At 59.3% G+C, this 17,868-nt stretch carries 17 protein-coding genes and 5 pseudogenes; 13 read left to right on the plus strand and 9 right to left on the minus strand.

What is annotated here, in order from left to right:
* From A3AY_RS35205 to A3AY_RS0112890, 4 genes and pseudogenes are all read left to right on the plus strand, one after another.
* Window positions 1-291 (plus strand): annotated as a pseudogene (locus A3AY_RS35205) (S-(hydroxymethyl)glutathione dehydrogenase); the annotation flags it as partial.
* A 55-nt stretch (window positions 292-346) separates the two neighbouring features.
* Window positions 347-751: pseudogene (locus tag A3AY_RS0112880) on the plus strand (Re/Si-specific NAD(P)(+) transhydrogenase subunit alpha); the annotation flags it as partial.
* A gap of 467 nt (window positions 752-1,218) precedes the next feature.
* Window positions 1,219-1,362, plus strand: a complete 144-nt coding sequence (locus A3AY_RS39150; protein WP_018326075.1) for a hypothetical protein — start codon at window positions 1,219-1,221, stop codon at window positions 1,360-1,362.
* A 225-nt stretch (window positions 1,363-1,587) separates the two neighbouring features.
* The gene (locus A3AY_RS0112890; protein WP_018326076.1) at window positions 1,588-2,187 is read left to right on the plus strand and encodes a c-type cytochrome; all 600 of its coding nucleotides are present in this window, start codon (window positions 1,588-1,590) and stop codon (window positions 2,185-2,187) included.
* A 128-nt stretch (window positions 2,188-2,315) separates the two neighbouring features.
* On the opposite strand, the gene A3AY_RS0112895 is transcribed toward A3AY_RS0112890, so the two are convergent.
* The 7 genes from A3AY_RS0112895 to A3AY_RS0112925 are packed head-to-tail and all read right to left on the minus strand — an operon-like array spanning window position 2,316 to window position 8,332.
* Window positions 2,316-2,636, minus strand: coding sequence for a 2Fe-2S iron-sulfur cluster-binding protein (locus A3AY_RS0112895; protein WP_026203389.1), 321 nt, complete (start codon window positions 2,634-2,636; stop codon window positions 2,316-2,318).
* Window positions 2,637-2,669: 33 nt separating this feature from the next.
* Window positions 2,670-3,911 carry an NAD(P)/FAD-dependent oxidoreductase gene (locus A3AY_RS0112900; protein ID WP_018326078.1) on the minus strand — a complete coding sequence of 414 codons (1,242 nt, stop codon included), beginning with the start codon at window positions 3,909-3,911 and terminating at the stop codon, window positions 2,670-2,672.
* 1 nt (window position 3,912) lies between these two features.
* Window positions 3,913-4,467, minus strand: a complete 555-nt coding sequence (locus tag A3AY_RS0112905; RefSeq protein ID WP_018326079.1) for a cupin domain-containing protein — start codon at window positions 4,465-4,467, stop codon at window positions 3,913-3,915.
* Complete coding sequence (locus A3AY_RS0112910) at window positions 4,460-5,128, minus strand: 4-carboxy-4-hydroxy-2-oxoadipate aldolase/oxaloacetate decarboxylase (RefSeq protein WP_018326080.1); 669 nt, start codon at window positions 5,126-5,128, stop codon at window positions 4,460-4,462. Before A3AY_RS0112910 ends, A3AY_RS0112905 begins: the two co-directional genes overlap by 8 nt.
* A gap of 45 nt (window positions 5,129-5,173) precedes the next feature.
* A complete protein-coding gene (locus A3AY_RS0112915) occupies window positions 5,174-6,088 on the minus strand; it encodes an ABC transporter substrate-binding protein (RefSeq protein WP_018326081.1) in 915 nt (304 codons plus the stop codon).
* Between the two features lie 28 nt (window positions 6,089-6,116).
* Entirely contained in the window at window positions 6,117-7,142 is a 1,026-nt protein-coding gene (locus tag A3AY_RS0112920) for an amidohydrolase family protein (RefSeq protein ID WP_018326082.1), read from the minus strand.
* The gene (locus A3AY_RS0112925; RefSeq protein ID WP_018326083.1) at window positions 7,142-8,332 is read right to left on the minus strand and encodes a cytochrome P450; all 1,191 of its coding nucleotides are present in this window, start codon (window positions 8,330-8,332) and stop codon (window positions 7,142-7,144) included. Before A3AY_RS0112925 ends, A3AY_RS0112920 begins: the two co-directional genes overlap by 1 nt.
* A 227-nt stretch (window positions 8,333-8,559) precedes the next feature.
* On the opposite strand from A3AY_RS0112925, the gene A3AY_RS0112930 reads away from it, so the two are divergent.
* The 6 genes and pseudogenes from A3AY_RS0112930 to A3AY_RS35215 all read left to right on the plus strand — a co-directional run.
* The gene (locus tag A3AY_RS0112930; protein ID WP_018326084.1) at window positions 8,560-9,351 is read left to right on the plus strand and encodes an ABC transporter ATP-binding protein; all 792 of its coding nucleotides are present in this window, start codon (window positions 8,560-8,562) and stop codon (window positions 9,349-9,351) included.
* Window positions 9,348-10,064, plus strand: coding sequence for an ABC transporter ATP-binding protein (locus A3AY_RS0112935; RefSeq protein WP_018326085.1), 717 nt, complete (start codon window positions 9,348-9,350; stop codon window positions 10,062-10,064). Before A3AY_RS0112930 ends, A3AY_RS0112935 begins: the two co-directional genes overlap by 4 nt.
* A complete protein-coding gene (locus A3AY_RS0112940; protein ID WP_018326086.1) occupies window positions 10,061-10,942 on the plus strand; it encodes a branched-chain amino acid ABC transporter permease in 882 nt (293 codons plus the stop codon). Before A3AY_RS0112935 ends, A3AY_RS0112940 begins: the two co-directional genes overlap by 4 nt.
* Window positions 10,939-11,898 (plus strand): branched-chain amino acid ABC transporter permease, encoded by a 960-nt coding sequence (locus A3AY_RS0112945; RefSeq protein WP_018326087.1) that lies wholly within the window; start codon window positions 10,939-10,941, stop codon window positions 11,896-11,898. Before A3AY_RS0112940 ends, A3AY_RS0112945 begins: the two co-directional genes overlap by 4 nt.
* 31 nt (window positions 11,899-11,929) lie before the next feature.
* Window positions 11,930-13,162, plus strand: coding sequence for an ABC transporter substrate-binding protein (locus tag A3AY_RS0112950; RefSeq protein WP_026203390.1), 1,233 nt, complete (start codon window positions 11,930-11,932; stop codon window positions 13,160-13,162).
* 307 nt (window positions 13,163-13,469) lie between these two features.
* A pseudogene (locus A3AY_RS35215) lies at window positions 13,470-13,916 on the plus strand (GSU2403 family nucleotidyltransferase fold protein); the annotation flags it as partial.
* 66 nt (window positions 13,917-13,982) lie between these two features.
* On the opposite strand, the pseudogene A3AY_RS41455 reads toward A3AY_RS35215, so the two are convergent.
* Window positions 13,983-14,093, minus strand: a pseudogene (locus A3AY_RS41455) (IS200/IS605 family transposase); the annotation flags it as partial.
* Window positions 14,094-14,098: 5 nt separating this feature from the next.
* Window positions 14,099-14,168 (minus strand): annotated as a pseudogene (locus tag A3AY_RS41460) (IS200/IS605 family transposase); the annotation flags it as partial.
* 205 nt (window positions 14,169-14,373) lie between these two features.
* Between A3AY_RS41460 and A3AY_RS0112960 the strand changes: the two are divergent.
* The 3 genes from A3AY_RS0112960 (at window position 14,374) to A3AY_RS0112970 (ending at window position 17,855) form a co-directional block, all read left to right on the plus strand.
* Complete coding sequence (locus tag A3AY_RS0112960; protein ID WP_018326090.1) at window positions 14,374-15,009, plus strand: SGNH/GDSL hydrolase family protein; 636 nt, start codon at window positions 14,374-14,376, stop codon at window positions 15,007-15,009.
* A 90-nt stretch (window positions 15,010-15,099) separates the two neighbouring features.
* Entirely contained in the window at window positions 15,100-16,710 is a 1,611-nt protein-coding gene (locus tag A3AY_RS0112965; protein WP_018326091.1) for an ABC transporter substrate-binding protein, read from the plus strand.
* Window positions 16,711-17,117: 407 nt separating this feature from the next.
* Window positions 17,118-17,855 (plus strand): FadR/GntR family transcriptional regulator, encoded by a 738-nt coding sequence (locus tag A3AY_RS0112970; protein WP_112864708.1) that lies wholly within the window; start codon window positions 17,118-17,120, stop codon window positions 17,853-17,855.
* Window positions 17,856-17,868 lie beyond the last annotated feature (13 nt).

Consider the following 17,868-nt stretch of genomic DNA (forward strand, 5'->3'; position numbering starts at 1 on the left):
CTGGAGAGTTCGCATCGCGGCTGGGGCAAGTCGGTGATCATCGGGGTTGCCGGCGCCGGCCAGGAGATCTCCACCCGCCCCTTCCAGCTGGTCACCGGCCGCAACTGGATGGGCACCGCCTTCGGCGGCGCCCGCGGCCGCACCGACGTGCCGAAGATCGTCGAGTGGTACATGGACGGCAAGATCCAGATCGACCCGATGATCACCCACACCATGCCGCTCGAGGACATCAACAGGGGTTTCGACCTGATGCATGCGGGCGAAAGCATCCGCAGCGTGGTGATCTACTGAGGCCTGCCAATCGTCGCGTCGGATCAGTGACTTTCAATATTTAAGGGAGGGATACGTGCTAATAGGGTCGCCTCAAGAGAGGCTGGAAGGAGAGGCGCGCGTCGCGATGACGCCTGACAGCGCCACACAGCTTCAGAAACTCGGATATCAATGTGCCATCGAAACTGGCGCCGGCAATCTTGCGGGCTTCTCCGACGATGCGTACCGGGCCGCCGGGGTGACGGTGGTCGACAGCGCCGAAACACTCTTTGCAAGAGCCGACGTGATCGCCAAGGTGCGTCCGCCGGAGCCAAGCGAAGTGGCGAGGCTCTCGAGCGGCAAAACGCTGATCTCGTTCTTCTATCCGGCACAGAACAAAGACCTCCTGGACCAGGCGAAAGCGAGCGGCGCCAACGTGATTGCCATGGATATGGTGCCGCGCATCTCGCGTGCACAGAATCGTCTCTTCCTGGGCGGGATGCCTTGCCGTCATAGCGGCTTCCCTGCCCATAGGAGCGCAACGTACGGATTGCCTGAGCCTGGCGGCGTCCCAATACCTCGAGCAGCAGAACCGTAACGAAGCAAAATGCCACGACTTTTGTTCAGAGTTCTGATGGATTCAAACGCCCGTCCGCTGCGACCTTTCACCGGGTCGTGCTTGGCCGGTTCAAACCTCGACGAGGAGGTTAGTTGCTGCCACTATCGTCGACGGCCAAAAAAAGCAAAACCAAATCATGGACGCCGGTGTTCTGCCCCCGAGGCCGAGGAACGATACATGCTGAACGTGCCAGCCATAGCCGCATAAAACTTAAACCAAACGGTCTCCGGCACCCCGGTGCGGTTCAGATCGCGAACTCGGAGATATACTCAATTCCGGCTCAAGTTCCCCGGCGAATTCCCGTTTGGAAATACACGAGTGCAAAGCCACTTGTGATAGGAACCAACCGGATGAAAGATGTCAGCGTAATGCTGTCACAAATCATTCAAGCGGGTGGCGCGCAGATTGGCGACATCACGGACTTTGGCGCGGCGGAGAAGCCATTTCTCATCGTCTATGGGACGCCATCCAGGGGGAAATGTACTGGAGCTTGAGCAGACCTGGATTGTCTGGTCGGTTACCTGGGCGACTTTTCAGACGCCCGGGACGTTCGCGTGTTCACGTGTCACAAGTTCAGTCTACAAGGAATTCTAGGGCGTGAACTCATAAAAACGCAGCGATAGTCGGATGGAGGCGACGGGGGTCCGCTCGCCAATGGTTGCATCTCCTGATAAGATCAGCATCACACTTCAGCTTGAGCCCCGATCTGGAGGCCTCGCATGCCTGGCAGCAGCGCGCTCGCTCCGTTCGCCATCGCCGCTGTCGTGGCTCTCGGTCCGCTGCCGGCTGGAGCGCAGACCAATGCTGCGCCACCGCCGGCGGCAATCTCCCATAAGGCCAAGCTTTGCCAGATGTGTCACGGTAGGAAAGGTCTGCCGACTGTTAAGAACACGCCGATCATCGCCGGCCAGCACGAGTCCTCTTTGCTGATAGCTTTGCAGAAATATCGCAATGGAGAGCGCACCGACGACCTCATGGGCCGGATCGCGAAGAATCTTTCCGACGACGACATGAAGGCGCTTGCGGCCTACTTCTCCGCACTGCCCTGGCCCGCCTACCGCGAGCCGGCCGACGCAGCGAGCATTACCCGCCTCCAAGAGCTCGACGCCGGGAAGAAGTGCACCTCGTGCCACCGGGAGGGTTTCGTCGGATACGCCAACACTCCGCGCGTCGCAAATCAGAAGCTGGACTACCTGATCAAAACCCTCTCCGACTTTCACGATAACAAGCGCCCGAACATGCCCCGCATGACGGCCTTGGTGCGCAATTTTTCGGCCGACGACATCGCTGCCATGGCTCACTATCTTGCCGGCCTCTGACGATCACTTCGGGGTTGGCGATGCACCGAATAGGGCCGCCGAAATAGCGATCACTGCGTTACGGCGATTGGCACCTCTTTGCCCACGAACTAAGCTATTCGTGCGCTGGCCGTTTATGGGTTCACGGCCTAGTCTTCGGGCGCAATTCCGATAACAATGCCACTGAGCGTCTCATCGAATGGTATCTGACAGGAAAGCCGGGAATTCTCCCGGCGATAGTCGGATCCCTCCAGCAGTTCGGTCTCATCGATCGAGGATACCGGTAGATTTGCACTCGAAGGAAGCTGCTCGACATAGACGTGGCAGGTGGCGCAGGACAGACAGCCGCCGCACATCGCCAAAAGTTCATCAAAGCCAGCGTTCCGTATATTCTCCATGAGCGAGGCGCCTATCCGTCCGTCGAAGCTATGGAGCTCTCCGTTGCGGGTCCTTACTGATATCGTAGCCATTTTTCCTCCACCTTCTCTAGGCCTTGAAAGGTCTCACGACATGACGAGGTCGATTTCCTTGAGTTGTCTTGATGTGTCCGCCAAAGCGGCCGGATCGATCCTCGCCGCGCTTTCGACAAGCTTTCGCCCCTGCACGTAATCGCGTGGCGAGTTGATGCAATCTAGCGCCAGAACCGCCCCCTTCTTCAGATACATGACACAGAAGCTTCGAGTGGCGGGATCGCCTCTCGTGACGACGCTGTCGAAGCCGTAATTGAGGCCGACCGTCTGCATTTTCAGGTCGTACTGATTGGACCAGAACCACGGCGTTGCGTCGTAAGCCTTGAACTCCCCGCAGATGGCTTTGGCCGCGGTGATCGCTTGATCGGTCGCGTTCTGCACAGATTCAATGCGGATGCCCGGACCATTTTCAAGGCGGGCGCAGTCGCCGATGCAATAGATGTCGGCCAAGGACGTACGGCAAACCGCGTCGATATCGATTCCGTTTGTGCTTTTGGCTCCAGCAGTGACCAGCGGCCCGACTGACGGGATAATGCCAATCCCTACGACGACGACGTCGGCTGCAATTGCGTCGCCGGTTTCAAGAACCACACGCGAAACGCGGCCGTTCACCCCTTGCAAAGAGGCGACATTGCTGTTGAGGCGGATATCGACGCCGCGCGCCCGGTGCTCTTTTTCGTAAAACCGCGATACTGGTTCCCCCGCCACGCGCGCCAGCACACGGTCGAGAGCCTCGACCAGGGTTACGTCCTTGCCGATCTCCCGGAACACTGCCGCCGCTTCCAGGCCGACGTAACCACCGCCGATGATCACGATCCTTCGCGCGCCCGGAAGCACATCGATCAGTGCGTCACAATCCGCCTTGCTGCGGATGTAGAATATGCCTGCCAGGTCGCTGCCGGGACAGGAGAGCTTGCGCGGATCGCCGCCGGCGGCCCAAACCAACTGGCCGTAGGAGAACTGTTCGCCACGATCGGTCATTACGGTGTGCGTGGTGGGATCGACCGTTCTTACATGCCGGCCAAGCAATAATTCCACCTCACGCGCGCCCCAGAAATCCTGGGGCCGCAGATGCATCCTGTCGAACGTCTTCTTGCCCGCCAGATAGTCCTTCGAGAGCGAAGGGCGGTCGTAAGGGATCTCCGGTTCTGCACCGATCAGCGCGATGCTTCCCGTAAAGCCGCACTGCCTGAGTGCGGCCGCCGTCTGCGAACCGCCGTGTCCGCCGCCGACGATCACGCAGTCGAAAGATTGGGTGAGGTTGCCCGGCTTCATCTCACGCCCCTCTTTCGGCGCCGATGAGAACGAAGCACATGGTGGCGGGCTTGTCGCCCTTGTTGCGCCAGGCGTGGCGGGTTCCGCCCTGGACCACGACATCGCCCTGCTTCAGCAAGGTTTCAGCGCCGTCGTCGAGTTCGAGCCAGATCTCGCCGTTGAGCACAATGTCGTAATCGACGGTGTCGGTGGTGTGCATGCCCGGCGCGCCAGGCTCGAATGCCTGGATCAGGCCGGGGATGTGTACTGCCTGCTCCTCAAAGGCGGAGGCGGGATCGACGGCCGCGAACACCGAATCCGGCGGGAAAACGACGATCATGAGTTTCGTCGCTCCCGGTTCAGGCGTGATCAGGATTTGCGGCGGCGCCTGCTCAGCCTGGTCCTGCGGTAGGACAGGTTTGGCGGCGGTTGCGTAAAGAACCGAAGTCAAATGTCCCGGCACCGACTCGTAGGCATGAGCGTTGGGTGTCGGGCCATCGCTGACGAAGACGGACCTGCCGTCCCTGATGCCCGTGACGACGCGGCGAGGAATACGCACTTCAGCAGCCCTATTCATAGATCAGGCCTTTCGCTTCGAGTTGCGGACGCATGTTGTTGATGTCGAGGCTGAGCTTGCCGGCCTCGTAGAGGCCGCGCTTTTCGTCTTCCATTTGTTGCCGCTTGAGGGCCTTCTCGAGCACCTGAGCCGCCTCGCCGCGCTTGACGACGCAGACCCCGTCGTCATCGGCTACGATCACGTCGCCCGGCTCGATATAGGCGCGGGCACAAACGACGGGCGACTGGACGTTTGCCAATGTCTCCTTGACGGTGCCCTGGGCCGATATGGCCGTTGCCCAGACTGGAAAGTTCATCGCACGAAGGTCGGCGACGTCACGGACGCCGGCGTCGATCACCAGGCCGAGGATGCCTCGCGCCTTGCAAGAGGTGGCGAGCAGGTCGCCGAAATATCCGTCGGTGCAGGGCGAGGTCGGTGCGACAACCAGGATGTCTCCCGGTTGCGCCATCTCGAGCGCCACATGGATCATCCAGTTGTCGCCGGGCGGAACCTCGCAGGTCAGCGCCGTGCCACCGATGCGAGCGCCGTCGATTACGGGACGCAGGTGTGAGGCCAGTAACCCTTTCCGCCCCTGAGATTCATGAACCGTGGCAACGCCGAGCTTGCCCAGTGCCTCACATATGTCGCGGTCCGTCCGCGGGGTCTTCGTCATTACTTTCATCGAAAATCTCCTGGCGCGTCTGTGGAACGCGCCTCAACAGATCGTTCAGGCGGATGCAGCTTCGAGGAAACCGCGATCGAACACGTCCCCCGCTACAGCTCTGGCGGCTTCGTCAAGCAGGGTGGCGCGGATCATAAGGTCGATGGTGGTGTCCATCGCTGCCTGCGGAATAAATAGATCAGCCGGCCACATACCCATGTCGCGCATATAGCTAAGGCCACGTGCAGCAAGATCGACGTCGTCCTTGGTCGTGATCCGCTGAAAAATTGGAAGCGTGACATCTTCCCGACCGGGGTCGTTGGTGATCGCGTAGGCATCGATAAGCGCCCGCAGGAATCGGACAACGACATCGCGGTTGCCGTCGAGCCAGTTCTTGCGACCGATGACGGCGGCGAAGACGATCTCGGGGATGACCTCGTTGATCTCGCCGATCAGGTTGAAGCCTTCGCGTTCGGCGAGGAAATTCCATGGCGCGGGCTGCGGCGCGCAGTCAATCTCTCCTGCCAGAAGCGCTTCCCAGCGCTTGGTGTGGATGCCGGCGAGCTCGAATTCATAGTCACCTGGATACTGCAAGCCTTCCTTGGAAAGCAGCATCTGCGTGTAGATCGCGGTGCCCTCGGTGAGCGACGACGTGCCGACCTTCTTGCCCTTGAGGTCCTTGATCGACTTGATCGAAGGCTGGGCGACGAGCGACATCGGCAGGCGATTGGAGTTCGAGGCGATCACACGCAGTTCACCGCCTTTGACGAAATTGGAGACCGCACCTTCCGGCGGCGTGATGGCGAGGTCTGCTTCACCCTCCAGTACGGCGATGGTCGCCTTGTCGACGGTGCCCATCTTCTTGTATTCGATTGTCAGTCCATGCCTGGCGAAAATTCCATGCTCTTCGGCGATGAAGACCGGAAGCCAGTTGAACCCTTGCGCCCCGCCTGCGAGGCTCAGATGTTGGCTCGAAGCCATTTGATTTCTCCCTGGTGATTGCGGGCCTTCAAAGGCCGCGCTTGCGTAGTCTCTTGTCCAGCAACGGGTAGACTCGCCGTGCGTTTCCTTCGAAGACCGCATGTCTCTGGTCGTCGTGAAGCGCGAGCTGGTCGATGTATCTCTTGGTGTCGTCGAACGGGTGCCCGGTCTCTGGATCGATCGCCTTGACCGCGCCGAGCAGCTCGGAGCCAAACAAAATGTTCTTGGCGTCGACGACGCGGAACAGCGTGTCGATACCTGCCTGATGGTAGACGCAGGTGTCGAAGAACAGGTTGTTCATCAGGTGCGTGTCGAGGCTCGGCTTTTCGAGCATGATCGACAGGCCTCGGTAACGGCCCCAATGATACGGCGCAGCCCCGCCGCCATGCGGTATGATCAGCTTGAGCTCGGAGTGGCGCTCGAAGAGATCCCCCTGGATGAGCTGCATGAAAACCGCGGTGTCCGCATTGATGTAGTGCGCACCCGTCATGTGAAGGCAGCGCTCGCAGGAGCTCGACACATGGATCATCGCGGGAACCTGGAGGGCGACCATCGCCTCCCACATCGGGTCCCACCATGGATCGTAGATCGGCGGCGCGCTCCAGCGTCCACCCGAGGGATCGGGATTGAGGTTGCAGCCGACGAAGCCGTTCTCGACGCAGCGCTGCAACTCGTCGATAACCGCAGAAAGATCGCCGTCGACCGTCTGCGGAAGCTGGCAGACGGCGGCGAAATTGTCGGGGAACATATCAACGATCCGGCCGACATTGTCGTTGGACAGCTGCGACCACTCGTTGGCAACTGCCAGACCTGGAACGTGGTGGCCCATGCCCGAGGCACGCGGGCTGAGCAGAGTCACATGCGAACCACGTTCGCGCTGTATCCTCAGTTGGTTCGTTTCAATGATGTCGTACAGTTGCTTGTCAGGGATTCCCGGATAGAAGGGTGGCTGGGAAGACTTCCCTTCCGCATAGGCGACCTGCGCCGTCCGGAAGGCGTGATGCTCCGGTGGTTCTGTCGTGAAGTGACCGTGGCAGTCGATAATGAGCGACATCACGCATTCCACTTCGCGGGGAGGTCGGATATGCCGCGAAACCGCCAGCCCTTGCCCTTGACCTCCCGCGACGCATCGAGACGAAGATCGGGCAACTGCCGGAACACCTCGGCAAGCGCAATCTCGCCCATCGCACGGGACAGGAAGTGGCCGGAACAGAAGTGCGGACGGAAACCGAACGAAAGGTGTTGCTTCTTTTTACGGAACATGTCGAAGCGGTCGGCGTCTTCGAAACGCGTCTCGTCGCGGTTGGCCGATCCCATGACGATGGCGACAGACGATCCCTCAGGAATGACTGTGCCGGCGATCTCGAAATCTTCCTTGGCGATGCGCGGCGTCACGCCGATCGGAGCGATCCAGCGAAGTCCCTCGTCGAAGGCGCGCATGGCGTTTTCCTGCGGCTGCTCCGCCATGATCTTCGCTTGATCGGGAGTTAAAAGAAGACCCGTGCAGGCGTTCGCCGCGGCATGGCCCGGTTCCTGTAGACCGCCGAGGATGATGACGCGCATGGTGGGCGAAATCTCCTCCCAGCTGCGAACGTCGCCCTTCGGCATGCCGCCATACATGACGTGGCTCAGAAGCGAGTGGTTGGGCTTTGACAGGCAGGCCTGGTAAAGTTCGCCCATCTGCCGGTCGATGTCGGCAAGCGCGTCGTCCAGTCGCCTCCATATGGCCGGGTCATTGCTGACGTTCTGCAGGCCGAGCGCCATCGCGTGAAACCACTCGACGAGGGTCTCGTTCGGTGTTTCCGTCAGGCCGATGACGTCGCCTATGCACCGCACCGAGATCGGCTCGAAGAGTTCCGTCGTCAGGTTGGCTTCACCATTCCTCTTGATGGAGTCGATATAACGCTGCACGACCGGGCGTGTCAGGCCCTCAACAAACGAGCGCACGCGTTCCTGGGTTAGATTCTCGTCGATACCCTGACGGAGGCACTGATGATCCTCGCCAGACATTGTCAGGACGTTTGGCATCCCCATAACCCGGGCTTCCGGGCGGTCTTCCGAGCCCGACGGGCCGAACACCTTGTCGTTGCCGCCGACGGTGCGGCAATCGTCGAACCGTGTGATGAAATATTCCTTCGTTCCCTCGAAGAAGGCTACGGGCTGTTCTGAGCGCAGACGCGCGTAAACGGGATACGGATCCCGGTAGAGGTTTTCGCCCGTCAGTTCGGTGTGTGATCCCGTCATTGCTTCCTCCCAGTACTCCCGGTTCAGGGAGTTGTCACCAATCTCGCTGTCACGTTCTCCTGCGTGACAGCATGCACCTCTGGACGTTTCGGGGAAGCAATCGACTGCGATTGATGCTTGACATACCGAAACGTCTTCGGATACGGATAGGTATCCAAAGCGGGGTTATCTGTCAACAACAGAAATAGACAGACCGAGGAGAAGCCGCTTCAGGAGGGAGGAATAAAGTGAACGACAGCAGCATCGAAGAGGTGCGCCCGGTGCTCCAGGCGCGGGATGTTTCCGTGCAGTTTGGCGGCGTGAAGGCGCTGACAGACGTGTCGCTTTTCGTAAGACCGGGTGAAATCTGTGGCCTCATCGGGCCGAACGGCGCCGGAAAATCGACCTTTCTCAACGCGGCAACCCGTCTCGTGAACTACGCAACTGGATCGATCATGCTCGACGGCCAGCCGCTCGAAGGCGTTGAAACGCGCGACATGATTGGAAGGGGCGTTGCACGGACATTTCAGAATCTGGGCATCTATGCATCGATGACGGTCCTCGAGAACGTCATGTTGGGCGCCCATCATCGGCTTGGCGGAAGTTTCGCAAAGGCGATCTTCGCACCGCTCCGCGCAAGAGCATTGGAGCGGTCTAACCGTGAAAAGGCAATGGCGGTACTCGAGGAGGTCGGCATGGCAAACCTTGCCGCCCGGGCAGCCGGATCGCTTGCCTATCCGTTGCAGAAGCGGATGGAAATCGCCCGGGCGCTTGCTGCGGAGCCAAAGATACTCCTGCTCGACGAACCCGCCGGCGGGCTGACCCACGGCGAGGTTCACGAATTCGGCGCGCTCGTCGATGGAATAAGGCGCAGACGCAATCTCTCCATCCTTCTTATCGAGCACCACATGGGTCTGGTGATGAGCCTTTGCGACCGGATCGTCGTCTTCCACCTCGGCCGCAACCTGGCCGAGGGAACTCCTGCCGAAATCAAGTCAAACGATGCGGTGATCGCCGCGTACCTCGGGAAAGCGGCATGACCCTTTTGGATATCAGAGATCTGTCAGTCTTTTACGGCAAGACGCAGGCACTGTTCGACTGTTCGTTCTCAGTGGGCGAAGGCGAATTCGTCGCCCTGCTCGGCTCCAACGGTGCCGGCAAGACGACGCTACTGCGCGCGGTCTCAGGGCTCTTGCCGTTCAAGGGCTCGGTTTTCTATGCCGGCAAAGCGCTCGACAAGATCTCCGCCCAGACGCGCCTTGCCCTTGGTGTTGCGCACATACCGCAAGGGCGCGGCACGTTTACCGAGTTCACTGTGGAAGAAAACTTGTCGCTCGGCGCGACGATCGTGGCCAGCCGCTCCCAGGTGAGGGAAGACAAGGAACGCTGGTACGAGACGTTTCCAAGGCTGCGGGAACGGCGCAACCAACTCGCCGGAAACTTGAGTGGCGGTGAACAACAGATGCTCGCCGTGGCTCGCGCGCTGATGTCCAGGCCGAAACTGCTGATGTGCGATGAGCCATCTCTCGGATTGGCTCCGTCGATCACTCAGGAAATCCTGGCGATTTTCAAGTCCTTGAACAAGGAGAACGGCATGACGTTGCTCGTGGTCGAACAGAATGTCGACATCACTCTTCAATACGCCGACAGGGCTTTTGTCATCGAGGCTGGCCAGATCGTCGCAAGCGGTACAGCAAGCGACCTGATCGGCAACGAAGACATCAAGAAATCATATCTGGGAGTCGCCGGATGAGCCTCTTCTTTCAGCTCGTCACCAGCGGCCTGGCCACGGGCGCGATCTACGCGGCGCTCGCATTGGCGCTCGTCCTCATCTTCAGGGCGACCAACGTCGTCAACTTTGGCCAAGGCGAGATGGCGACATTCTCGGCCTATTGCACCTGGCAACTGATGCAGTGGGGCGTGCCGCTCTGGCTCGCCGTCCTCGCGAGCCTTGTGGGGGCATTCGCCATCGGAATCGTGACATTCCGGCTGATCATCCGACCCATGATGGATGCCCCCGTGGAAGCGACTGTCGTCATCACGCTGGGCATCCTCGTCCTATTCCAGGCCGCCTGCATGTGGATCTGGGGGGCGGAACAGCTCTCTTTCCCAAGCCTTTTTCCAGGCGGCGGCTTCGGCATCGGCGAGGTCCGCGTGCTTGCCTCCGCCGTCGGGACACTGGCGATCCTGCTGGCGATAGCGCTGGCGATGGGCTTCATCTTCCGCTTCACCAAGCTCGGACTGTCGATGCGCGCTGCCGCCTTCGATCGCACACGCAGCGTTCTCGTTGGCGTCGATGTCGAGCGGATGCTGATGCTCGGCTGGGGCTTCGCCTCCGTCATCGGGGCACTGGCCGCGATCCTCATCGCGCCACGCCTGTTCCTTAGCCCGACGATGATGACGCCGATCCTGTTCTATGCCCTCGCGGCGGCAACGCTCGGCGGCTGGGACAGCCCGCTCGGCGCCATCGTCGGTGGTCTCGCGGTCGGCGTCACCGAAAGTCTGGGGGCAAGCTACCTGCCGTTTGTCGGAGCCGACATGCGTATCGCAGTCCCGATCGCGCTGACGTTGATCATCCTGCTCGTGAAGCCCGTCGGCCTGTTCGGTTCCTATAAGGTGACAAAACTATGAGAGACCTTTCCCTCTCAACCGCGATCAAACTCAGTCTATTCGCAATCGTCGCGGCATCGATCTCGGTCTTTGCCCCGGCCTACGCCCTCCAGCAGGTGGCCATCGCCATCGCCTATGCCATCGCTATCCTCGGTCTGAACCTGTTGATGGGATATGCGGGGCAGATTTGCCTTGCCCAGGGAACGCTGTTCGGCGTCGGCGCCTATGTCACCGCGATCCTTAACGCCACCTACGGCGTCTCCCCGCTGGCTACGTTACCGGTCGCGGCTGCGGTCTCGGCCGCAGTCGGGCTGCTGATCGGCCTGCCGGCGCTCAGACTGCAGGGTCTGCAGCTAGCCATCGTTACTTTCGGTATAGCGGCTGCCTTCCCGCAGTTGCTCCTAAAGCTGGGAAGCCTGACCGGCGGCGTATCCGGGCTTCCCGTCGACGCTCCCGAAACGCCGGGTTTCATGACGGATGTTCCGGAGCTTTGGCTTTACCTCATCGCGCTCGCCTGCGCCGGCATCGGTGCATTGCTCGTCTCCCGAGTGCTGTTCGGCGACGCCGGCCGCGCTCTCAGGGCTCAGCGCGACAACCCTCAGATTGCCCAGGCGCTCGGCGTGAACCTGACGCGCACCCGTCTCTGGGCGTTCGCGACAAGCTCGGCACTCGCGGGACTGGGCGGCGGTGTGTTCGCAATCGTCAGCGGCTTCATCAGCCCTGAATCCTTCCTGGCGATCCTGTCGATCAACATCGTGATCGGCAGCATCGTCGGCGGCGTCACCAGCATGGCGGGCGCGTTCGTCGGCGGCCTGTTCATGGTGTTCGTTCCGAGCTGGGCATCCGACATCAATCTCAGCCTCGGCAACCTGATTTACGGCCTCGCGCTGATCCTCATCATGATGGTCGCACGCAACGGGATCACTGGCTTCATCGAAAAATGGATTTCGATGATTTTTCGCAGGGCGGCCGGCTGAAATGCCCGCCATCGACATGGGAGGAACTAAAATGAGATTGGTCACTGTTCTAAGGGGATGCGCGATACAACTGGCCGCGGCCGCGTTGCTCGCAGCCTCCCACGCCAGCGCAGCGGAACCGTCGCCGGGCATCACCGACGACACGATCAAGATTGGCGTGACGGGACCACTCACGGGTCCGGTCGCAGTCGTCGGTGGCGTCGCCGAGGGCATCAGGGCGCGTGTCGAACAAGCCAACGGCGAAGGGGGCGTCAAGATGGGTGACGGCAAGACCCGCAAGATCGAACTTGTCATCGAGGACGACGGCCTTGATCCGCAGCGCACGCTGGCCAATGTCCGGAAAATGGTGGAGAAGGACAAGGTCTTCGCGCTGGTCGGCACAGCCGCCACACCGAACAATCTCGCGATCGGACGTTACATTAGCCAGAAGAAGGTTCCGAACGTCTTCATGTATTCCGGGGTTGTGGCCCTGAACGCTCCGGAGTGGGAGGTTGGCTTCGTGCCGTCATTCTCGACGGAGGCGGACGCGTTCGCCGAATATCTCAAAATCAATAGACCTGACGCCAGGGTGGCCTTCCTGTATCTGAACACGGAAACGGGCCAGACCTTCATGACGGCCTTCGACGGCGCGATCGAAGGTACGGCAATCAGGGTGCTCGAACGTCAACCTGTGACATCACAGGACCCTACTGTGGAGACCCAGCTCAATACGCTGAAGGCTTCAGGCGCCGACACCTTGGTCATCATCGCCGCGCCCCGCCAGGGCGGCGAGGCTATCCGCTTCCAATCCGAAAGCGGCTGGAAGCCGTTGACCTTGGTGACCAATCTCTCTTCGGCATATCCGGTGCTGCAATCCGTCGGACTGGAAAACGCCAAAGGCATCATCACCTCGGATTTCCTGAAGCCGATCGTCAGCGACCAGAAGTCCGGTGATGAGGGTGTCGATCGCTATCTCGATGCCATCAAGTCGGCGAATGTAAACTTCGTCTTCGCCAATACGATCGGCCAAACCGGCTACGCGATCGGCGACGCACTCATTCAGTCTCTTGAAAAGCTCAAGCAGCCGACTCGCGAGGAACTGATGAAAGTCGTCCACAACATGGACGGCTGGAAAAACCCGCTGTTCTTCGACGGCATCAGCATGAACACCAAGGAAGGATCTGACATCTATCCGGTCGAAGCCCTTCAGCTTTACCAGTTCGACGGCCAGAAATACATTCCAATAGGCGGCGTTTTGGAATTTGAAGGAACGACACACGAGTAAACTACGAACTTCGCTAAGGGTGCCGTTTAACCTCGGCGCCCTCTCTTTTCGCGATGATAAGCGAGGGGGGCACGCCGGCTGCGACGTGCCGAGAATCGTGGAAGCGCCAGCGTGAACGGCGTTCTCGAGCCGAATGAACTGTGCACGCGACATTCCTGATCCAGCTACCAGGCCCAACATTCTCACCGACCCGGTATGGTCTTTTCGAGCCAGTCCTTTCCGTTGAATCGGCCCGGAGCAGTTCACCGTCCAGTATTCTGCATTGCTCATCGGATCTGTTCGGGAGCCAGTACGCCCTGACTAGAGAAACCGGGGATCGGACGAATACACGGGGAAGCCCTCTCCTATGCCTTCTTCGGGCGCGTCGGCGGAAAACCTGCGGTTCCTCGATTACCTGATCTACGAGCCTGGCCGCACGGTGGTTCTCTTCCGTGAAGGCGTGCACTTCCTTGTCCCGGCTCCCGAACGGTATGCCGTCAATAAGCTCAGCCTGTCCTTTCGAAGGCTCACGGACATGCTAGGACGCATGAAGGCGGTCAAAGACCTATTCCCGGCCGCCTTGGTCTTCGAAGCCCTCGTTGAGACGCGCCATGGCGACGAGCTGGTCGATGCTTGGGAGGAAGCATGGGAACGAGAGGGTGCGTGGAAAGAGGGCATAGCCAGCGGCCTATCGAAACTGCCCAAGAACGGGGTAAAAGCTCTCGAAAAGCTTCTCGGCCCCGAGGTGGTGGAACGCCTGCTGAAAAAGTCGTGACCTCCGCCACTGGTTGAGGTTTGAAGCGCTGCGCTTGAACCATAAAAGTCGTTTTGTTAGCGCTCATTAGCTGCGGTTGAAGAGGTCCGCGAAGTCGGAAGCTGTGTTCGCCTTTTGCCGATTACGGATATACTGTCTGACGACCTGCACACAGTAGTCCGTCGTCGAGACCAAATAGGCACATCTGGCATCAAATGACCTTCTTCGATCTGGCAGCCTTTATGTCGAGCCAAGCCGACGTAAGAGTTCACCCGACGGAAGGTGTCAATCTCGCACGAGCGCGCTAGCGCAGCTCCCCTCGCGCCTTTCGTTGTGCCGAAAAGAGCGCGGAATCTGAAGATAATTGATTGCACATCCAAGTGGTACAAGGCTCCGGGCAAGCTGTGGAACAGCTCTCATACTTGTCAGACAGGTTGTTTTGTGTTTTCGTTATCCGGGGTAGAATGAGGCAACGGTTTTGAAGCAGATTCTGGCATTTGGCGACAGTTTGACATGGGGCGCGGATCCGGCGACGGGCGAGAGACATCCGATCGAGCAGCGTTGGCCGACATCTCTCGAAAAAGAACTGAATGGCATAGCGCATGTTATTCCAGAAGGCTTGGGGGGCCGGACAACCTGTTTCGACGATCATGCAGCGCCCAACGAGCGTAACGCAGTCAAGGCGCTGCCAATGCTTCTGGGCAGTCACTATCCCCTTGATCTGGTTATTATTATGCTCGGGACAAACGATCTGAAGCCCCAGCTGTGCGGCTACGCCAACGGTGCGCAGGGCGGAATGCGCCGTCTTATCCAGCAGGTCCAGCTCTATCCGTGGAAGACCGGCGTTCAGGTGCCAAAAGTCCTGATCGTTGCGCCGCCATCCTGCCGCCTTACCCGCGACAATCAGCCCCCGGCGCAAAACCGCTCCATCGCGGAGTCGCAGAAATTGTCTTCACTTTATGCAGCGTTGGCAAGCGAATTGGGTACGGGCTATTTCGATGCAGGAACGGTTGCCGAAGCGTCGGCCGAGGATGGCGTACATCTCAGCGCCGATACGACCAGAACATTGGGAATTGCACTCGCAAACCCCGTGCGAGAACTGCTCGCGATCTAACTTGTCCTACAATTGACAGATGCCTATCATATATGCTTAGATTTATCTAACCGAGCGCTGTGGAGGTGAACGGGTTATCTGGGAGGTATCATGAACAAGTTTCTTTCGACCGTTGCGACCGTCGCCCTTGGCGTTGGCATCTTTAGCATTCAACCGCTGCCGTCTCATGCCGAGACACCGGCTAATCAACTCGTCGTCGCGATGTCGATGGCCAACATTCTTACACTCGATCCTGCGGGCATCACCGGCCGCGATGCGGTGCTTGTGCTTTCGAGTGTCTACGACAGTCTTCTCGTTGCCGACCCGGCCGACCGGACAAAGTTCATCCCGCGCCTTGCCGAGAGTTGGGAAGTGTCGCCCGATGGCACGTCGATCACGTTCAAGCTGCGCCCCGACGTGAACTTCGCATCCGGAAACAAGTTGACCGCCGAGGACGTGGCTTATTCGTTCAAGCGCCTGATGACGCTCAACCTCGCGCAGGCCTCGTTTCTGAAGACGCGCGGCTTCAGTGCCGATAATGCAGATGCCTCTTTCGAGGTCGTGGACGAACAGACGTTCAAGCTTAACCTCCCCAAGGCCGATGATCCGAATTTCGTAATGATGACGATCTCGCAGGCGGGCCCAGGTTCGATAGTCGACAGTGCGCTCGTTAAGCAGAACGAGAAGGATGGCGATTGGGGCGCGGCTTGGCTGAAGACCAACTCGGCGGGTTCCGGCGCCTATAATCTGCGCGAATGGCGCTCAAACGAATACGTCCTGCTGGATCGCAACGATGAGTACTGGGGCGAAGCGCCCGCGATGCGCCGGGTCATGATCCGCCATCTGCCCGAATCGCAGTCCCAGCGTCTCCAGCTGGAGCGCGGAGACATCGACGTGGCCTACGCACTGCTTGCAGCCGATCTGCAGGCGCTTGAGACGACAAAGGACGTGAAGGTCGAAACGACCCCGGGCGCCGGCTTCTATTACCTCGCGGCGTCGATGAAGGACGAGCGTTTTGCCAACAACAAGGTACGCGAGGCGCTCCGCTATCTCATCGATTACGAAGGCATCAACAAGTCGATCATGCCCTACTACGGTGTATCGCATCAACGTCCGTTGAGCACCGGCGTCATGGGCCTGTTGCCCGATCCGGGATACAAGCTCGACGTTCCCCGCGCCAAGAAGCTGCTGGAGGAGGCAGGTTATAAGGATGGGATGACTGTAACGTTGCGCGCGCTGTCGGATCCACCCTTCATCACGATCGCAACCGCGATCCAGGCCACGCTTGCGCAGGCGGGGATCAAAGCACAGGTTATCACTGGCTCCGGCGACCAGATTTACGGCGCGATGCGTGAGAGAAAGTTTGAGCTGATCGTCGGTCGAGGCGGCGGCGGGCAGCACCTGCATCCTGATTCCAACCTGCGCGCCATCGCGTATAATCCCGACAATTCCGACGAGGCGGGCCTTGCGAACTATCAGGCTTGGCGGACGAGCTTCTTCGACGAAAAGCTCAACGCTCTCATCATCGATGCGCTGCTTGAAAAGGACAAGCAAAAGCAGATCAAGGACTATGAGAACATTCAGGTATACTATGAAAAGATGATCCCGGCCATCCAGCCTTTCTCTGAAGTGGTCGATACTGCGGCTTTCCGTGCCGACGTCAAAGGACTGATTGTCAACCCTTGGATCACGCGCTTCGAGACGGTGACCAAAGACAGATAAGAAAAAGGCGGGCTTCGAAACCCGCCTTTTCTCTTTGTTTCATGACGGTGCGGGATCCTCATCCGGCATTTTTTTGCAAATCGGCCGGGATGTTCCGATAGCTGAACGGCCGCAGGAACCGGCGAATGGACATGGTTCCGACTGGTCGCACCGAAGTTGGTCGAAGCCGGATAAGGCCCACCATGCACCGTCAAATCGACAACTTCCACCCCAGTCCGAAAGCCGCTTGCCCTACCTGCTGAGCCCGTAGTCGTGCCACACAAAAAGCTCCCATGCCTGCTCTGTCGGATTTCGAACATATCATACATGTTGCTAAATTATGGTCAATCTGCATGCTTTGACGCGGGAACTTGACTTATGACGCGCCCGCGCGTTGTCTAATCTGGTTGGAAAATAGAAAGACGCCCGTGACAGTGCAACTCGACGACAAAACCTCTCGCCCGTCAGGCAATCTCGTGCTGCGAGTAAGTAAAATCCTCCGCCAGTCGATTCAGTCTGGAGAATTCAAGCCCGGCGAAAGACTGCCCAGCGAAGCGAAGCTCACGCAGGAATATGGTGTCAGCCGCACTGTGGTGCGCGAAGCCATCGCAGCGCTCCGCTCAGACGGATTGGTGGAAGCCAGGCAGGGCGCAGGTGTTTTCGTGTTGGATGCGCCGCAGCCGGAAATCATGCCTTTTCAGAACCTTAACTATGAACGCATCTCGTCGGTCATCGAACTTCTGGAACTGAGAACCGGGGTGGAAGTCGAAGCCGCAGGCCTGGCTGCCCTACGCCACTCGCCGCAGCAGGAAGAAAAGATCATCGACTGTCATCAGCAGATCCTGGCGTGCCTTGAACGGGGAGAGCCCACCACCGCTGCGGATTTCGCGCTGCATCTGGCCATTGCTGATGCAGCCAACAATCCACGTTTCCGGGAGTTTCTATCGATGATCGGCAGCGGCGTCATTCCGCGCGCTGCCCTGCAGACCGGACAGGATGCGAGTTCTGGCGATTACATAGCCAAGCTGCACGAAGAACATGGCGCCATTATCGACGCCATCTCGAACGGCGATGAAGATGGTGCGCGCGAAGCTATGCGCCGGCATCTGAAGGGAAGTCAGGCCCGCTATCGTGCGATTTTACGGCGTTCGCAGCAAAACATATAATACAACTTGTTGA

The organism is Rhizobium giardinii bv. giardinii H152 (assembly GCF_000379605.1).
GTDB lineage: Bacteria > Pseudomonadota > Alphaproteobacteria > Rhizobiales > Rhizobiaceae > Pararhizobium > Pararhizobium giardinii.

Excerpts from the sequence above, each read along its gene's own strand:
- A3AY_RS39150 (WP_018326075.1), top strand. The coding sequence starts at position 1,219 with ATGAAAGATGTCAGCGTAATGCTGTCACAAATCATTCAAGCGGGTGGC.
- A3AY_RS0112890 (WP_018326076.1), top strand. The coding sequence starts at position 1,588 with ATGCCTGGCAGCAGCGCGCTCGCTCCGTTCGCCATCGCCGCTGTCGTG.
- A3AY_RS0112895 (WP_026203389.1), bottom strand. The coding sequence starts at position 2,636 with ATGGCTACGATATCAGTAAGGACCCGCAACGGAGAGCTCCATAGCTTC.
- A3AY_RS0112900 (WP_018326078.1), bottom strand. The coding sequence starts at position 3,911 with ATGAAGCCGGGCAACCTCACCCAATCTTTCGACTGCGTGATCGTCGGC.
- A3AY_RS0112905 (WP_018326079.1), bottom strand. The coding sequence starts at position 4,467 with ATGAATAGGGCTGCTGAAGTGCGTATTCCTCGCCGCGTCGTCACGGGC.
- A3AY_RS0112910 (WP_018326080.1), bottom strand. The coding sequence starts at position 5,128 with ATGAAAGTAATGACGAAGACCCCGCGGACGGACCGCGACATATGTGAG.
- A3AY_RS0112915 (WP_018326081.1), bottom strand. The coding sequence starts at position 6,088 with ATGGCTTCGAGCCAACATCTGAGCCTCGCAGGCGGGGCGCAAGGGTTC.
- A3AY_RS0112920 (WP_018326082.1), bottom strand. The coding sequence starts at position 7,142 with ATGTCGCTCATTATCGACTGCCACGGTCACTTCACGACAGAACCACCG.
- A3AY_RS0112925 (WP_018326083.1), bottom strand. The coding sequence starts at position 8,332 with ATGACGGGATCACACACCGAACTGACGGGCGAAAACCTCTACCGGGAT.
- A3AY_RS0112935 (WP_018326085.1), top strand. The coding sequence starts at position 9,348 with ATGACCCTTTTGGATATCAGAGATCTGTCAGTCTTTTACGGCAAGACG.
- A3AY_RS0112940 (WP_018326086.1), top strand. The coding sequence starts at position 10,061 with ATGAGCCTCTTCTTTCAGCTCGTCACCAGCGGCCTGGCCACGGGCGCG.
- A3AY_RS0112945 (WP_018326087.1), top strand. The coding sequence starts at position 10,939 with ATGAGAGACCTTTCCCTCTCAACCGCGATCAAACTCAGTCTATTCGCA.
- A3AY_RS0112950 (WP_026203390.1), top strand. The coding sequence starts at position 11,930 with ATGAGATTGGTCACTGTTCTAAGGGGATGCGCGATACAACTGGCCGCG.
- A3AY_RS0112965 (WP_018326091.1), top strand. The coding sequence starts at position 15,100 with ATGAACAAGTTTCTTTCGACCGTTGCGACCGTCGCCCTTGGCGTTGGC.